The organism is Candidatus Eisenbacteria bacterium, from assembly GCA_005893275.1.
In the GTDB taxonomy this organism is placed as follows: Bacteria; Eisenbacteria; RBG-16-71-46; order SZUA-252; family SZUA-252; genus WS-7.
This window is the reverse complement of record VBOW01000071.1, coordinates 1-16,368: the sequence shown is the minus strand read 5'-3', so window position 1 is coordinate 16,368 and position 16,368 is coordinate 1. Positions and strand designations below refer to the sequence as shown.

The window sequence follows — 16,368 nt, the reverse complement described above, 5'->3', positions numbered from 1 at the left end:
CTCAACGGAACCAGTCGAGGGGATTAAGCGCCGTCTTCCCCTGCCGGATCTCGAAATGGAGGGCCGTCCCGATGGTGGAGCCGGTATCCCCGACCCGGCCAATGACCTCCCCCGCGGCTACTTCCCTGCCAACCGCGACAAGGATTTCGGAGGCATGGGCGTACAGCGTGTAGAAGCCGCCACCGTGATTTAGTATAGCACACTTGCCGTACCCGTCGAGCCAGCTCACGTAGTCGACGCGCGCCTTGGAAACGGCCGCGATGGGGGTCCCGAACGGGACCGCGATGTCGATTCCACTATTATAAGTCGAGGTGCCGAAGCGAGGATTTTTCTGGTACCCGAACGCCCCGACGATCCTGCCGGTCACCGGCCAGGGCAACCGGCCCCGGTTCTTGGAGAAATCGCCGAAGAGGGGCATCACCCCGCCCGGGGCCCCGCGTTCGGACGCGAGGCGTCGCTTCTCCAACTCCCCGATCAGGGCCTGGATTCGCTTGCTCGCCCGCTCGAGCTCCGCCGCGGCCTGCTCGTTCGACTTCCGCTCCCCCCGGATCTGCACGAGGAGCTGACGCCGCTCCTCCGTGAGCTGCTTCTGGACGCGCCGCTGCCGTTCGGTCTCGCGCTTCAACCGGTCGAGCTCCCGCTGCCGCTCTTCGAGCCGTGCCTTCGTGTCCTGGACCTCCACGCGGTGCGCCTGCGTCAGCATCAGCTGATTTCGGTCCTCGCGGGCGATCTTGGCGAGGAAATAGGTGCGGTTGACGAGGTCCGGAAAGGACCGCGCCGAGAGAAGGTATTCGAGGTCGCGGCTTCGCCCGCGCTTGTAGATCTCGCGGAGGCGCCAGGCGAGGCGCCGGCGATCCCCTTCGAGCTGAACCGCCGTGCGCGCAAGCTCCGAGGTCGCGCCTCCAAGATCCGCCGAGACGATCCTCCGCCGGCGCTCGAGCGCGGACATGTAACGGATCGTGAGGGAGAGCTGAACCTCTTTCTCCTTCAGATCGCCGAGCAGATTCCGCTCGCGGCCTCGGAGCTGCTGCGATTTGGCCCGGCGCTCCTCGAGCTCCCGGCCGAGCGCGTCCAGCTCCCGTTTCTGGTTCTCGATCTCGGCCTGTGTCTCGTCGACCACCCGCTTCGTCGTGTCGGGGGGCGCCGCGGCGGGCGGGACCCCGGCGGGCGGCTCGGCCTCGGGTGGAGCCACGCCCTGGGCGAAGGCCTCGGGAGCTGCGAAGACGGCGACACCCCACACCACGCCCATCGCCAGCGCCACCGCGGCGAGGCGCCGGCCTAGAGGAGCCATTTCCTCGGCAGCGTCGCGACCGCGATCCAGCTTCCGAGAAGCCCGAGGAGGCCGCCCGCCGCCGCGAATCCGAGGAGGATATCCGTCGAGGGCATCGGGAGGTGGAAGAGCCCTTCGGTGAGGGAATCGTGGATCGCGCGCGCCAGCAAGATCGTGATCGTCGAGGAGATCGTCGCGAGGACGAATCCTTCCGCGAGATAGGGGGCCTCGGTGAAGAGAAAGCCTCCCCCGAGCGAGCGGATCAGGTGGACCGAATCGAGCCGGGCCTGAATCGCGAGGCGCGTCGTCGCCCCCACCACGAAGAGAACGCCGATCAGGATGATGAGGCCGAGCACCGCCCCGATCTGGTGCAGCGTCCTTGTCACCTGCTCGGCGCGGAGCACCCATTCTCCCGCGTAGCGCACGTCCTCCACATGCGGGAGCGTTTCCGCCTGGCGCGCGATCGATCGCACCCCCTCCGCCGTCCGATACTCCGGCTTCGGCCGGATCACGAACGAAGAGGGCAGGGGATTGCCGCCGACAGCCTGGAGCAGTGCCTCGTCTCCCACGTCGGCACGGAATTGCTCCCATGCCTCGTCTTTGCTCACGAAGCGAACGCTGTCCGCGCCCGCCAGGAGCCGAAGGTGCGCGCCGAGCAGGTCGACGTCCTGGCGCGCGAGCCCTTCGTTCAAGAAAACCGAGATTTCCTCCCGTGACTCGAGCTGCTTGGTGTAGTCGTCGACGCCGGTGAGCACCATCATGAAGAGAAGGAGGATGAGCAGGATCGAGGACATCGAAAGAACGCTGGCGAGGCAGAGTGTGCGATGGCGGCTGAGCGTGCGCCAAAGCTCGGTCGCGATGTAGCGGAGAGGCCCCATCAGATGCCCCCGGCGACGTCCGGTCGTGGGGCGGCGTCCGGCCGTGAGCCAGGGGAGGAGGTCGGTCCCGCCGCGTCGGAGCACACGACCCCTTGCTCGAGTCGGATGACGCGCCCGGGGTGACGCTGGGTCCAGTCCTCCACGTGGGTCGCGACCAGCACGAGCGTCTCGCGGTCCCGGTACTGGCGCATGAGGGAGAAAATCTGCGACGCGGCCGTCGGGTCTAGATTCCCCGTGGGCTCATCCGCGATGAGAATCCGGGGGTGCCGGACCAGCGCGCGCGCGAGCGCGACGCGCTGTTTTTCCCCCGCGGAGAGCTCGCCCGGGAAAAGCCCCCCCATGCTCCGGAGTCCCATCTCATCCAGGAGCGGGGTCACGCGCTCGCGGATCTCCTCGCGCTCCCAGACCCCCGCGATCCGGCAGGCGATGGCGATGTTCTCGTACACGTTTCGGTCGGCGAGAAGACGGAATTCCTGCCCCAGCATTCCGATCGTGCGTCGCATGCCGGGCTCCGCCTCCACGCGTCCGCGCGTCGGCCGCTCCGCCAAGGATACGAGACGAAGGAGGGTGGATTTCCCGGCGCCGCTCGGCCCCGTGATGAAGACCCACTCGCTCGGCTCAAACGAGAGCGACACGTCGCTCAGAGCGAGGCGGTCCCGATAATACTTGGTCACGTGGTCGAGGCGGATCAGGGCCATGTCCATTCCAATCGGCGGCCGCCGGTTCGGGCGGCCAGGTCGATCGCGACACGCGCGGCTTTGACGAGCCCGGAGGGATCGGGCCGACGGGCGCCGCGCTTCCACGCGCGATCGAAGGCGGTGCCGTGATCGACCGAGGTGCGGAGGAACGGAAGACCCAAAGTCACGTTCGCCGAGCCCCCGATCCCGTCCATCTTCGCGGCGATCAGACCCTGGTCGTGGTACATCGCAACGGTGATCCCGAAGCCGTTCGCGAAAGCGTGGCGGGCAAAAAAAGTATCGGCGGGGAAGGGACCCTCGGTGCGGATGCCGTTCGCGCGCGCCCGCTCCATCGCCGGACGGATCACGCGCTTCTCCTCGTCCCCGAAAAGCCCGTCCTCTCCGGCGTGCGGGTTGAGCGCGAGGACGGCGACCGCCTTCTTCGGTCCCCACCGGAAATTGCGGAGCGCGGCGGCCGCATATTGGATCGTGCTCGAGAGCGATTCGGGCTCGAGCTCCTCCGGCACGCGTCGCAGCGCCAGGTGGACCGTCGCGAGGACGATTCGGAAGCGGCCGCCTGCGAAAAGCATGCGCGTGTCGCGCGAGCCGCTCAGCGAGCCGAGGAACTCCGTGTGACCCGGAAAAGGATACCCGGCCAGGTGGAGCGCCTTCTTGGAGATGGGGGCGGTCACGATGCCGCTCGCGCGGCCCTCCAGGGCGAGCTTGGCCGCGACCTCGATCGCCCGGGCTGCCGTGCTCCCCGTCTCCGCGGAGGGGATGCCCGGGTCGAAGTTTCCCCAGACGCCCGCGGTCGACATGACGAGCGGGATCGCCGCAGCGCCGTGCGCCAGGGGATCGAACTGATCCGGGGCGATCGGCCGAAATCGCAGCGGGACGCGCGCGTGACGCGCGGCCCGATCGATCACCTCGGGATCGCCGACCGCAACAAGGCGCGCCTCACGTCGAAGCGCGTTGAGCGCGAGCGTTCGGACCAGGATCTCCGGGCCGATCCCCGCGGGATCTCCCATCGTGAAGAGGAGCGTGTGCCGGCGCGCCGCCATGTACGTGCGGTCTCCTCGAGTTCAGTCCTTGACCTCGATGTTGACGTTCTTACGGATCCGGTCCAACCAGCGGTCGTACGCATCCTTGAGCTTCTGGTCCAGGACGATCCGTTTCAGATCCTCTTTGATTTCTTCGAGCCGATACTCTCTCTCGGGGACGCGTCCCAGGAGCTTGAAGACATAGTAGCCGGCTTCCCCCTTGAGAGGGACGCTCACCTCTCCCTCGCGGAGGCCAGTCAGGGGCTCCCGGAATGACGGAGGAAGGTTGGGCACCGCCACCTCTCCGAGGAAACCGCCCGAGTCCTTGGTCGAGGTGTCCATGGAGTAGCGCTTCGCCATGGCGGCGAAGTCGACCCCCTTGAGAAGGGAATCCCGCACCGCGAGCGCCCGTTTGCGGGCGCGCTCCTCGTCGGCCGGCTTGAGCGCCGCCTGAATCAAGACGTGCCGCGCGTGGACCCTTTCCCCCGACGTGTCGGTCTTGGCGAAATGCTCCAGCACCTGGATGATGTGCCATCCGTACCGGCTGCGGACGGGCTGGCTCACGGTCATCGGCTTGAGCGCAAAGGCCACGTCCTCGAACTCCCCCACCATTTCTCCATGCCCGAACGTGCCCAGGTCGCCCCCCCTCACACCGGAAGGATCGTCCGAGAATTTCTTCGCGATTTCCTCGAACGGGCGGCCCTTGCCCACGATGAGGTTCCGGAGGCTGTCCGCGCGCACGCGGAGCCGTTTCACCTGAATCGAGTCGGGTTCGAACCCGAGCACGATCGCCGAGAGCTTCAGTTGCTCGGGTTTCTTTGCCAGAGAGTCGCGCCGCGCCGTGAAGAAGGCCTTCACTTCGGCATCGGTCACCGTGGTTTTGCTCTGGACCTCGCGTCCGACAAGACGCATCACGAGAAGCTGCTTCTTCACTTCCGGCTCGTACTTCCGACGCAGCTCAATCTCGGTCGTCCTCTCCTCCGTCAGCGCGCGCTGAAAATTTTGCTCGGTTCCAAGCCGCGCGCGAACGTTTTCCACCGCTTGCTTCACCGCCTGGTCGAGATCGGCTTTCGCGATCGTAATGCCCTGCCGCTGCGCCTCCGCCAGAATCACCTGTTCGTCGATGAGCTGCTGGAGCACGTCCTTTCGAAGCTTCGCGACCGCCGCCGAGTCGCTCGGATCGGCATGCAGGGTCCCTATGGCGGTTCGAAGCTGCTCGTCCACGTCGGACTCGAGAATCACCTCCTTGTTGACGATCGCCGCGATCCTCTCGTTGGCCGCGCTGTCCCGCATCGCGGGAAGCGCCACGGTCGCAAGAACCGCGAAGGCCGCGATCCGGGCGATACGCATGATTCCATCACGCCTCATCGGCGTTTTCCTCCTGGGTTCAGGCTCCCGAGTCGGACCGCGTCCAGCCGAGCGGGCACCGTCCGGGCGGGCGTCGCGGCCCGCAGCCCGTCCAACTGGCTTGCGACCCAGGCCCCCTCTCGGTCCTCCCGGGCGTCGACCGCGGCATCGGCGGCTGCTTCGGAGAACGTCATGGGCCGGGCCGCCTCCCGACCGAGCACCAGAGCGAGCGCATAGCCGTGCGGCGTCTGGACCACGGGCGACATCTGACCCTCGTTCAAGCTCCGAACCGCCAGGCTCAGGGGGTCCTTGTCCGTCTCGAAGAGTGGAACCTCCGCGTAAAAGCGAGGAAGAAGCGTGGCCGTGGTCGCCCGCTCTTGCGCCCGGAGCCCGTGCGCGATCAAGGCGGAATCTCCAAATCCGATCCCGTTCCAGGCGCGCAACGACATCCGCGCGCTATCCTCCGAGCCGAACATCGCGACCAGCGCGCGCCGGGCGGGGGGTCGCCGATATCTCGCCGCGTGGGACTCGAAGTACGCGCGGATCGCGCCCGGGTCGCTCGGAGCCGGTACGGCTTTCGTCACCATCGCCCGCGTCGAGACCTCCTCCCCGATCAGGCGCAGCACCCGCGCGACCGCGGGGTCGCGATCGATGCCGCGCTCGTGCGCGTCCCGGGCGATGAGGCGGGGAAGCACCGCCGTCGCGCATACGAGCGTGAGCCTCTGCGTGTCCTCGATGTGCGCCTTTCCGTCCTCGTCCCGCGGCAAGATGTCCGGAAACGCGATATCCAAGTATGTGATCGAATCCCCCTCCAAGCGCGCGAGAATCCCAAGGCCCGGCCGCACCCCCTGACCCGGCCGGGTTCCGTCGGGACCGAGCGATGCCAGGATCGAGTCGGCCCGCTCGGTGGCCGCCGCGAAGATGACCGGGCTCACGGCGGTTGGATTGAGCTCGAGCTTGTATCGCATGAGAAGTTGAGAGTGATAGCGCGACTCGAGCCCTCGGACCCGATCGAGCAGAAGCCTCTCGCGTATTTCGGCATCGTCGGGATCTTTGAAGGCTTCGATTTTGTAGAACTCGTGCGCCGGGTCATTCGGATAGGGCCCCAAAAGGTCTCCCGGCTTCGCGGTCTTGAGCGCGTTCCGGGAGGCGGGATTCAGCTCGCGGGTCCACATCCATCCAACATCGCCCCCGCGGGTAGAGGAGGAATGAATGCTGTAGAGCGACGCCATCGAATCGAAGTTTGCCCCGGTCCGGAGCGCGATCGACACCTGGTGGGTCGTCTTGGGGTCCGTGACGCTCAGGATGTAGGACACCTTGACCAGCCGGAACAGGCCCCCCGCGCGGGCCGTGTCGAGTTGCGCGGCCGTGGGCTCGAGCTCGGGAATCAGAATTCGATCTCGGATCACCGCGTAGAGGGCGTTCGCCCTCTGGCGTTCGATTTCGTGCATCACCGCCGAATCCTTGAGGAACCCGGCTCGCTCCGCTTCCAACGCGAGGAGCTCTCGATCGACGCAGAGATCGAGGAGCTTCTTCCGCCATAGGGCGGGTTTTCTGGCCCGCAGCGGATCATCGGCCATCACGAGAGCCGCGCGCTGAATGTCGGCCCCCTCGACCCGACGATCCCCGATGGTCGCGATGGGGCCCTGGAGGGAAGGCGGCTGCGCCCCCCGGGCGTCGTGGAATGCGGGAGCCGCGAGCGCAAGCAGCACGGCCAAGATGGGCCTAAGTTTTCTCATTGGATTCGTCGTATCGGCGGACCTTCCAGCGCCTCACCGCTTCCCCCTGGTACCCCGAACTCCCGCTCGCGGTTCAACTTCCAGCGGCTGGAAGAGGCAGGTTCGTGACGCTATCAGAGCCCACCAGCACCCGCAAGAGGTTTGTCGCAAGCGAGATCGGCTCGGCAGGCGTTCGGACGCGGAAGGACCCCGTTCCGCCTCCCGCGAATTCGATCCGGGCTGGAGTGGAGGCCACCAATCGGAGTATCTGCTCCCGCCTGAGCGCGTCGGCCAAGTCCACTTCGAGCCTATCCCTCCCGACCCGCAACCGGGTCGCGCCCGCTTCTCTGCCGATCAGGCGGAGCCCTTTCAGCTCGAGGAGGTGCTCGGCTTCGGGAGGAAGCGGTCCGAACCGATCGCGGAACTCGGCTCGAATCTCTTCCAGCTCGCCCGGCTCGGTGACCGCGGCCATCCGGCGGTACGCATCGAGCTTCTCGTCCGGATCGGCGATGTATTCCTCGGGGATGAACGCCGGCAGGTCGCTCGTGATGGAAGGTTCGGGTCGCCGCTCGGGGGCTTTGCCTTGGAGCTCCTGCACCACCTCGTCCACCATGCGGCAGTAGAGATCGAACCCCACGCTGATCATGAACCCGTGCTGCTCGGGCCCCAGGAGGTTTCCGGCGCCGCGGATCTCGAGATCCCGCATCGCGATGGTGAGCCCCGCGCCCAGCTCCTCGTGCTCCGCGATCACGCGAAGACGCTTTTCGGCCTCTTCGCTCAGCACGGTGCCGGCGGGGACCAACAGGTAGCAAAACGCCTGGTGATGCGAGCGGCCGATCCGGCCGCGGAGCTGATAGATCTGTGCGAGACCGAGGGTGTCCGCCCGGTTCATGAGCATCGTGTTCACGGAGGGGATGTCGAGCCCGGATTCGATGATCAGGGTCGTGACGAGCACGTCGGTGCGCCGCTCGAGAAAGTCGAGCATGACGCGCTCCAGATCCACATCCCGCATCTGGCCGTGCGCGACTCCATAGCGAAGCTGCGGCGCGACGCTCCGGAGATAGTGGGCGACGCGATCGATCGACTCGACGCGGTTATGCACAAAGAACGACTGCCCGCCGCGATCGGCCTCGCGGAGGAGCCCATCCCGGATCACGTCCTTGCTCATCTCCACGATCTCGGTCTTGATCGGATAACGACCCCGGGGCGGCGTGTTCATGACCGACATGTCCCTCGCCCCGAGGAGGCTCATGTGGAGCGTCCGGGGAATCGGCGTCGCCGTCAGCGTGAGCACGTCGACGTTCTCGACGAACGTCCGGATCCGCTCCTTTTGGGCGACCCCGAAGCGCTGCTCCTCGTCAATCACCGCGAGGCCGAGACTCTTGAACTGGACGTCTTTGGAAAGGAGCCGGTGGGTTCCGATCACGATGTCGACTTCTCCGCGGCGGATCTTCTCCACGATTTGCTTTTGTTCGCGGGGAGAGCGGAACCGGCTCAGCATGTCGATCCGGACCGGAAAATCGGCGAATCGCTCGGTGAAGGTCACGAGGTGCTGCTGGGCGAGCACCGTCGTCGGGACGAGCACCGCGACCTGGGTCCCATCCTGGACCGCTTTGAACGCCGCCCGGATCGCGACTTCCGTCTTCCCGTATCCCACGTCGCCGCACACCAGCCGATCCATCGCGCGGGGGGACTCCATGTCCCGCTTCACCTCTTCGACGGTGCGAAGCTGATCGGGCGTCTCTTCATAAGGGAACGAGGATTCGAGCTCACGCTGCCACGGCGTGTCCGGCGAGAAGGCTCTACCGTCCCGCGCCTTTCGCACCGCGTAGTTCCGGAGGAGCTCCTCGGCCATTTCCCGGATCGCGCGGCGAGCTTTCGCCTTCGTCCTCTGCCACGCGGTGCCGCCCAGGCGCGAGATGAGCGGCGTGCGTCCCTCCTCGGCGGAATATCGCTGCACCATGCCGAGCTGGTCGATCGGAACGAACAGGCGATCGTTCTGTGCGTACTCGATATGAATGCATTCGGTGTCCTGCCCGTCGAGCGTGATCCGCTTCAGGCCGCGGTAGATCCCGATTCCATGGTCCAAGTGCACGACGTACTGCCCGGGCTCGAGCGTCATCAAGTCGCGGATCGAAGCCCGCGAAGGACCCGATCGACGGCCGCGACGTCGCCGGTAGCGCGCGAAGATCTCGTGGTCCGTGAAGACGGCGATCCGCGCCGGAGGGAGCACAAACCCCGCCGTGATCGAGCCCACATCAACGCTGACGACGCCGTCTCCCAGGATCTCCTCGAGACGTTCCGCCTGGCCGCGATTGTCGCAGACGATGACCCGCTCGTATCCAAGCTCGGCCAGCCTGCGAAGCTCTCCGCGCAGGAGGTCGAGCTTTCGGCCGAAGGACGGCTGCGGGCGCGCGTCGAACGAGATCACAGGGTCGCGCTCCGCCGGCCCGCCCGTGACGCGGGATTCGATGCGATGGAACCCGGCGAGACGCGCGATAGAGCGTTCCGGCGGGTCGAAGAGTTCCTCGCGCTCGGGCAGGTGTGGGGCGCGCCGGCGCGCGTCCGCCTCGAGGCGTTCCGCTTCGCGCTCCGCCGACTCCAGCTCGCGTCCGGCCGCCTCGGGCTCGTCCATCCAGATCGCCGTGCCGGGCGCCAGGTATTCCAGAAGGGATCCGAGAGGGATTCCGAGATGGGGCGCGAGCCAATCAACCCCTTCGAAGTAGACCCCCTCCGTTACGAGGTCGCGGATGCGGCCGCCCTCGAGGTCCCCCGCAAGCCGCCCGCGCTCGAGCGGCTTGAGCCGTTCCTCGAGATCCTCGGTAAAGAGGATTTCCCGAGCGGAAGCGATGCGCGTGCTCTCGACCGGGGCGACCGAGCGCTGAGTCGAGACATCGAACGTGCGGAGCGAAGCGACCGCGTCGCCGTCGAATTCGATCCGCACCGGGTAGGGCATCCCGGGCGCGAAAACGTCGAGAAGCCCTCCCCGGCGGCTCACCTCGCCCACCTCTCCCACTTCGTTTACCGACCGGTAGCCTCCCAGGACGAGCCCCCGCGCCAAGACCTCCGGCGCGATCTCGACTCCGGCGGCGAGCGTTATCGCCCGCGCGCGGATGGAGGCGGGCGAGGGAGCGAGACGGTAGAGCGAGACGGCCGGAATCACGGCAACGGGCGGATGGGGATCGCCGAGCCGGAGCATTGCCGTGATGCGATCGTCTCGAACCGGGCCGGTCGCGACCTGGGAGCTCCACGGCACGACGTCGTGCGGCGGCAGGTAGACCACCCGATCCGGCCCGAGGAGGAACTCAAGGTCGTCCCGCCATGCCTCCGCGCGATCCAGATCCGGAGCGATGACGGCGAAGGGCCGCGGGAGGGAACGCGTCAGGCCGGCAAGGAGGAGCGCCCCGGCGCTGCCCGCGACGCCGCGGACGGGAACCGCCGCCGCGTCACCGGCGACCCGGGAGCGGAGCGCGTCGAATCCAGGGTGACGCTCGGCGGCGCGAAGGAGCTGCTCCGCGAGCGAGCTCGCCGTCTGGATCACGGTGACAGGGTGCGGGCGCTGCCGAGCGCCAGCTCGGCCGCGAGGAACATGGCGGACCCCATGAGCAATAGAAGCCAGAGCTCCCGGCCTTGGCGCGTGTCGCGGAGATGCCTCTTGAGCGAGCCCAAGGTCTGGAGCGCCCGGGGTGTCTCCGCGACCCCCGATTGTAGCGAATCGAGCGATATCGGTCTGAGGTCGCTTTCAACCGGGTCCGGGTTGACCGCCACGGTCGCCGCTTCCCGCGTGCCGGCGTCGAAGATGTAAAAGCCGGGCGCCGGCGCGGGGGCATCGGCCACGGCCCGAAACCCGGAGCCCTCCGACACCACCTCGGCCTGCGAGCGGTAGGACTCGGGGCCACGCACGACGACGGCGCCTGCCGGGGCGTTCTCGAATCGCGCCGCCGGAGGGCGCCCCACGAGGCCGCGGTCGCGCGCCTCGGGGAAGGAGGCCCGCGCGGCGTAGTCCACGAGGCCGCGCACGAGCGGAACGAACGCACCGGAGTAGGGCAGATCGCCCCAGTCATCGGAGAACGAGCCGAGAAATACCGAGACCTGGGGCGCGGCGACGACGACCGGCAGGCCGCCGGTCGTGGCGACCACGGTCTGGGCCCTGGGGGACGTGACCCGCCCGCGCAGAAGCGCGGTGAGCCTCGACTGCGTGAGGGGCGAGCCCACGCTCAACGAGAGCCCCTCGAGGATGGGGTGCGAGGGCACCCGCGCGCGCACCTCGAAGGCCTGCCCCTCCGCGGCCCGCTCGGTTCCTTCGAGCGCGAGATCGATCACGCCGGGAAAGAGCTTGTGCCCGTAGAAATCGGGGTCCGCGTGGGGGCCAAGGGCCACGACAAGCCCTCCTCCCTCGCGAAGAAATCCCCGCAGCCTCGCCTCCGCGTCACCGGACAGGGAGGCGATGTCCTCGAGGAGCACGACGTCGCACCGGCCGGGGCTGATCCCGAGCAGCGAGGCCGGCGTTCCTGTTTCGACCGCATAGCCCCCCCTCCCGTCTTGGAGGGGATCCAGCGCGAGGGCCGTGAACCGCGACGCGGGCGCCCCCGCGCGCGATTCCACGATGCGCAGCACGCGGAGCCGCCGCGGCGCGCCGAGCACGGCATACCAACGATCGTCTGCGGCGAGCGCATCCACATCCGATTCGACCACGATGGGCGCCTTCGCTCCCGGGTCGCCGCCGATTCCCGTGGCCGCGCCGGCCCCCCACTCGATCGGCAGGGACGCCCATCTTGCCTCCTCGGCCCTGAGCGCCACATCTCCTCCGCCGATCAGGACGTCGCCTCGCCGCGCGCGGATCGCCAGCCGCTCGCTCGGGGCGTCCGCGTGATTTACGACACGCGTCCTGAGCTCGAGCCCCTTCCCTTGGGGGCCCGGGCGGAGCTCCGGATCGAGATCGTCGATCGCATGATTCGGAACGCGCGACGAAACGAGCGGCAGGAGGTACACCCGCGCCCCCGATCGCGAGATCACCGCGAGCTTGTCGCGCGCTCCGCGCGTGAAGTTGCTCGCCTGGAAATCCCCGATGACGTAGATCTCGCGGGAACGGAGCGTCGTTCTTCCAAGAAACCGCCGCGCCCGCTCGAACGCGGCCTCCATCCGTGCCGGATACCAGGTCGCCGCGACCTGCCGCACCATCCGCTCGAGGCGGACGCGGTCCACCGCGCGGTTCGCGAGCGGCGCGTCGGGGCCGGTCGTCGTCGTGATCGCGACCTCATCCCCCGGACGGGCGGCATCCACCAGCGCGAGCCCGCGCTCCCGCGCGCTTTCGATCCTCGGCCGGCCCTGCTCGTCCATCGCCCCCATGCTCTCCGAGTCATCGATCACGATCGCGACGGCGGCCGCGGCGCGTGTCGTGGCTCCCTTCGGCTCGACCGAGGGGCGGGCGAAGGCGCACACGAAGAGAAGCATCGCGAGGGTGCGCAGGATCAGAAGCAAGAGCTCTCGCAGCTTGAGCCGGCGGATCTCACGCGGCTCGAGGGCGCGCAGGAACATCACGGTAGGAAAGCGAACCTCGGGCAGTCTCCGCTTGCTCAGGAAATGAATCAGGATCGGGATCGCCGCAACCGGGAGCGCCCAGAGAAATCCAGGATTGAGGAAGGAGAACGAGGACATCAGCCCGAAGATCTTAGACCAGGCGGGCCCGCTTGGAGAGATATTCGAGAAGCGCGCGGTCGTAGGGCAATTCGGTCGTCACCGAGACGTAGTCGGCCTGCTTCTCGATACAGAACTCCCGGATGCGGTCCATCCATCCGCGCACGCGGCTGCGGTAATCGCCGCGCAGCTCCTGGGGCCGCGTCGTGATCCGATCTCCGCTCTCCAGGTCGATGTAGGTCGCTTCCCGCTCGAACTGAAAGGCGACCTCCTGCGGATCGAGCACGTGGAACACGAGGACTTCGTGCTTCCGGTGCCGAAAATGATGGATCGCTCCCGCGATGCGCTCGGGATCATCCAGAAGATCGGACAGGATGATGATCAGGCCGCGCTGCCTGACCCGCTCCGCGAGCGCATGAAGGGAGGATGCGAAATCGGTCCCCCCGGCCGCTTCCAGCCCCTCCAGCAAGACGAGGAGCTGCCTCAGGTGACTCGGTGTGGAGCGCGGAGGGATCAGCTCGCCGCGGCCGCTCGCGAACGCGAACATCCCGACCGCGTCTTTCTGCCGGAGCATCAGGTAAGCAAGCGACGCCGCCAGCTGCCTGGCGTAATCGAGCTTCGAGAACCCGTGCGAGGAGTAGCCCATGCTCGCGCTCGTGTCGATGAGAAGCGTCGCCCGGAGGTTCGTCTCCTCTTCATACTGCTTGAGGTACTTGCGGTCCGATTTCGCGAGCACCTTCCAGTCCAGGTGGCGCAGGGGGTCGCCCGGCATGTACTGGCGGTGCTCCGCGAACTCCACGCTGAACCCGTGATACGGGCTCTTATGGAGCCCGGTGAGAAACCCTTCGACCACGAGGCGTGCCCGGAGGTCGAGTCGGGCGAGCTTCGACACGAAGTGCGGGTCGAGCAGTCGCTGCGACGTTTGGGCCATGGCCGCGCCCGCTACGAGCGCTTGCCGTCGACGCTGGGAGTGGTCTCGAGGAGCTTTGTGATGATGTCGAGGCTCGAGATGCCGTCGGCTTCCGCGTTGAAGTTGGGGATGATGCGATGCCGCAGCACGGAGGGCGCGACCGCTTTGGCATCCTCCACGCTTGGCGTCGGACGCCCGTGGAGCGCCGCGCGCGCCTTCACCCCGAGGACGATGTACTGGGCGGCGCGCGGCCCCGCGCCCCAGCTCACCCAGTCGCGGACGAACGAGGCGCTGTCCGGCCCCGGCCGCGATGCGCGCGCCAGCCGGACGGCGTAGCGCACGACGTGATCCGCGACGGGAATTCGCCGGACAAGGCGCTGCAGCTCCAGGATTTGATCGACCGCGAGCACGTTTTTGGGCTCGGCCTCGTAGGCGCTCGTCGTCGTCGCGACGATGCGCTCCTCCTCCTGGTCGGTCGGATAGCCCACCGAGATGTGGAACATGAAACGATCCAGCTGGGCTTCGGGGAGCGGGTACGTCCCTTCGAACTCGATCGGGTTCTGCGTCGCGAGCACGAAGAACGGGAGCGCGAGCGGGTAGGTCTCTCCCCCCGCCGTGACCCGGTACTCCTGCATCGCCTGAAGAAGCGCGGCTTGGGTCTTCGGGGGCGTCCGATTGATTTCGTCCGCAAGCACCATGTTCGCGAAGATAGGCCCGTGGATGAACTTGAATGCGCGCCGTCCGGTCACCGGGTCGTCCTCCAGAATCTCGGTGCCGGTGATGTCGGAGGGCATGAGATCCGGAGTGAATTGGATCCGGCTGAACTTGAGGTCGAGGATCTTCGACAACGTCGAAACGAGGAGCGTCTTGGCGAGCCCGGGCACCCCCACGAGGAGGCAATGGCCGTTCGCGAAGAGAACGGTCAGGAGCTGCTCCACGACTGTATCCTGACCCACGATCACCTTGCGCAACTCGACCAGAATGGCGCTTCGAGCCTCCTTCAGCTCGTCGAGCAGCTTGAGGTCGTCCTTCGGCGCGGCCTGCGTCATGATCTCCTCTCCGAGGGTCCCCCCGAGGGGCGAATCAGGAAATGCGCTACGGTATGCACCGCAATTCCGCAATGTGCATAATTGGTGGCTTTGGCATAGGGAATCAACGAATAACCCTTTCGGGTGTCTGCGCTTATCCTGTTATCCACCGCATGAGGCAAGTTATCCACAAGGATCAACTTGCGCTCGAAATCCGGCGTGCTTATCACCCCAGGGACCGAAGCAGCGTGACGAGACGGTCGAGCTCTTCTTCGGAGTGATAATCGACGAATATCGAGCCGGTCCCCCCTCGGCGGCGGGTAACCCGCACCCGTGTACCCAGGGCTCTCATAAGATCGTCTTCGAGCCCCATGAGTTCCGAAGAAAAGGCGCGCTTGGGGGCCTTTCGCGAGCGCCCGGCCGAAGGAGTGGTTCCGACACGGCGGACCCGTTCCTCCAGTTCACGCACCGACCATCCGTGCGCGGCGGCTGATTTCGCCAGATCGGCTTGGGCCTTATCGCTCGGGAGCGCGAGCAGGGCACGGGCGTGGCCCGACGTGATGCTCCCGGCCTCGAGGAGCCCCTGGATCTCTTCCGGCAAGTTATTGAAGCGAAGTATATTGGAAACAGTCGAGCGATCCTTCCCGACCCGCTCCCCTATCTCATCGTGTGGAAGGCCATATTCCATTGCTAACTTATAGTATGCCCGCGCCTCATCCATCGGGTTCAGATTTTCCCGTTGGACGTTCTCAATCAGCGCGATCAGCAGTGCCTCCCGATCGGTGAACTGGCGGACGATCGCCGGGATTGTTTCCAGCCCGGCCTCTCGTGCCGCCAAGAATCGGCGCTCCCCCGCGACAATCTGAAATGCGCCCCCCGAGGGCCGGACCAGGACGGGCTGGAGCACGCCGCGCTCGCGAATCGAAGCTGCCAGCTCGGCGATGGTACTCGGATCGAACTGGGTTCGCGGTTGTGCGGGATTGCGGACGACCTTGCTGAGCAGGACGTGCTGGATCTCGCCCTGCCGCGGCTCCACTGGCCGAAGCTCGGGCGCAACCGAAACCTCCTTCTTCACGGCAGCCGGAATGAGCGATGCAAGCCCCCGACCCAACGCCTTCCTAACCATGATTCATCACCTCGCTCGCAAGGTTCATGTAGCTCACCGACCCGGCACAGCTTGGATCGTAGACAACGACCGGCTTTCCGAAACTGGGCGCCTCGCTGAGGCGGACATTGCGCGGTATGACGGTGCGATAGACACGCTCTGCGAAATACTTCCTGGTCTCATCCAGCACCTGCTGGGAGAGATTCAGGCGGTTGTCGAACATCGTCAGCAGCACACCTTCGATCTGCAGCGAGGGATTGAGCCCCTGCTGCACGAGCCGAATCGCCCCGAGGAGGTGGCTCAACCCTTCGAGCGCGTAGTACTCGCACTGCACGGGCACCAAGACCGACCCCGCTGCGGTGAGCGCGTTGACAGTAAGGATGCCGAGGGAGGGGGGAGCGTCGATGAAGATGAATTCGAAGCGGTCGGTCAGGGAAGCAAGCGCGTCCTTGAGCCGATACTCCCGGCGCTCGGCGTCCACCAACTCAACCTCAGCCCCGGCGAGCCGCTGACCGGAGGGAACCAGACTGAGTCCCGCGATCCCGGTTTCCACGATGGCTTGATCCACGGCTAAGCTTCCCGTCAAGATCTCGTAGATCCCGCGATTCGTATTCTTGAGATTTGGAAATCCGAGCCCGCTTCCGGCGTTTCCCTGGGGATCCAGATCGACGAGGAGGACTGATCTTTGGTTCAGCGCTAGAGCGGCCGCGAGATTCACCGCCGTCGTCGTCTTTCCCACCCCACCCTTTTGGTTCGCG

Annotated in this window: 12 protein-coding genes; all 12 read right to left on the bottom strand. The window is 66.6% G+C overall.

What is annotated here, in order from left to right:
• Position 1 precedes the first annotated feature (1 nt).
• Positions 2-1,291: a hypothetical protein gene (locus E6K76_11735; protein ID TMQ56979.1), complete on the bottom strand. Its 1,290-nt coding sequence runs from the start codon at positions 1,289-1,291 to the stop codon at positions 2-4.
• Positions 1,279-2,148: a hypothetical protein gene (locus E6K76_11730; GenBank protein ID TMQ56978.1), complete on the bottom strand. Its 870-nt coding sequence runs from the start codon at positions 2,146-2,148 to the stop codon at positions 1,279-1,281. The genes E6K76_11735 and E6K76_11730 overlap by 13 nt, the downstream gene beginning before the upstream one ends.
• Positions 2,148-2,840, bottom strand: a complete 693-nt coding sequence (locus E6K76_11725) for an ATP-binding cassette domain-containing protein (protein TMQ56992.1) — start codon at positions 2,838-2,840, stop codon at positions 2,148-2,150. Before E6K76_11725 ends, E6K76_11730 begins: the two co-directional genes overlap by 1 nt.
• Positions 2,837-3,886, bottom strand: coding sequence for a 4-hydroxythreonine-4-phosphate dehydrogenase PdxA (gene pdxA / locus E6K76_11720; protein TMQ56977.1), 1,050 nt, complete (start codon positions 3,884-3,886; stop codon positions 2,837-2,839). The genes E6K76_11725 and pdxA overlap by 4 nt, the downstream gene beginning before the upstream one ends.
• Positions 3,887-3,907: 21 nt before the next feature.
• Positions 3,908-5,233 carry a hypothetical protein gene (locus tag E6K76_11715; protein ID TMQ56976.1) on the bottom strand — a complete coding sequence of 442 codons (1,326 nt, stop codon included), beginning with the start codon at positions 5,231-5,233 and terminating at the stop codon, positions 3,908-3,910.
• Positions 5,230-6,951, bottom strand: a complete 1,722-nt coding sequence (locus E6K76_11710) for a hypothetical protein (protein TMQ56975.1) — start codon at positions 6,949-6,951, stop codon at positions 5,230-5,232. Before E6K76_11710 ends, E6K76_11715 begins: the two co-directional genes overlap by 4 nt.
• A 73-nt stretch (positions 6,952-7,024) precedes the next feature.
• The gene (gene mfd, locus E6K76_11705; protein TMQ56974.1) at positions 7,025-10,471 is read right to left on the bottom strand and encodes a transcription-repair coupling factor; all 3,447 of its coding nucleotides are present in this window, start codon (positions 10,469-10,471) and stop codon (positions 7,025-7,027) included.
• The gene (locus E6K76_11700) at positions 10,468-12,588 is read right to left on the bottom strand and encodes a hypothetical protein (protein TMQ56973.1); all 2,121 of its coding nucleotides are present in this window, start codon (positions 12,586-12,588) and stop codon (positions 10,468-10,470) included. The genes mfd and E6K76_11700 overlap by 4 nt, the downstream gene beginning before the upstream one ends.
• 13 nt (positions 12,589-12,601) lie before the next feature.
• Positions 12,602-13,498, bottom strand: coding sequence for a DUF58 domain-containing protein (locus tag E6K76_11695; protein ID TMQ56972.1), 897 nt, complete (start codon positions 13,496-13,498; stop codon positions 12,602-12,604).
• A gap of 11 nt (positions 13,499-13,509) precedes the next feature.
• Positions 13,510-14,526 (bottom strand): MoxR family ATPase, encoded by a 1,017-nt coding sequence (locus E6K76_11690; protein ID TMQ56971.1) that lies wholly within the window; start codon positions 14,524-14,526, stop codon positions 13,510-13,512.
• A 205-nt stretch (positions 14,527-14,731) separates the two neighbouring features.
• A complete protein-coding gene (locus tag E6K76_11685; GenBank protein TMQ56970.1) occupies positions 14,732-15,631 on the bottom strand; it encodes a ParB/RepB/Spo0J family partition protein in 900 nt (299 codons plus the stop codon).
• A partial coding sequence (locus E6K76_11680; GenBank protein ID TMQ56969.1) for a ParA family protein occupies positions 15,624-16,368 on the bottom strand: 745 nt, incomplete at its 5' end. The genes E6K76_11680 and E6K76_11685, both read right to left, overlap by 8 nt.

Coding starts and splice junctions, on each gene's coding strand:
- E6K76_11735 (TMQ56979.1), bottom strand. CDS start 1,291: ATGGCTCCTCTAGGCCGGCGCCTCGCCGCGGTGGCGCTGGCGATGGGC.
- E6K76_11730 (TMQ56978.1), bottom strand. CDS start 2,148: ATGGGGCCTCTCCGCTACATCGCGACCGAGCTTTGGCGCACGCTCAGC.
- pdxA (TMQ56977.1), bottom strand. CDS start 3,886: ATGGCGGCGCGCCGGCACACGCTCCTCTTCACGATGGGAGATCCCGCG.
- E6K76_11715 (TMQ56976.1), bottom strand. CDS start 5,233: ATGAGGCGTGATGGAATCATGCGTATCGCCCGGATCGCGGCCTTCGCG.
- E6K76_11710 (TMQ56975.1), bottom strand. CDS start 6,951: ATGAGAAAACTTAGGCCCATCTTGGCCGTGCTGCTTGCGCTCGCGGCT.
- E6K76_11700 (TMQ56973.1), bottom strand. CDS start 12,588: ATGTCCTCGTTCTCCTTCCTCAATCCTGGATTTCTCTGGGCGCTCCCG.
- E6K76_11695 (TMQ56972.1), bottom strand. CDS start 13,498: ATGGCCCAAACGTCGCAGCGACTGCTCGACCCGCACTTCGTGTCGAAG.
- E6K76_11690 (TMQ56971.1), bottom strand. CDS start 14,526: ATGACGCAGGCCGCGCCGAAGGACGACCTCAAGCTGCTCGACGAGCTG.
- E6K76_11685 (TMQ56970.1), bottom strand. CDS start 15,631: ATGGTTAGGAAGGCGTTGGGTCGGGGGCTTGCATCGCTCATTCCGGCT.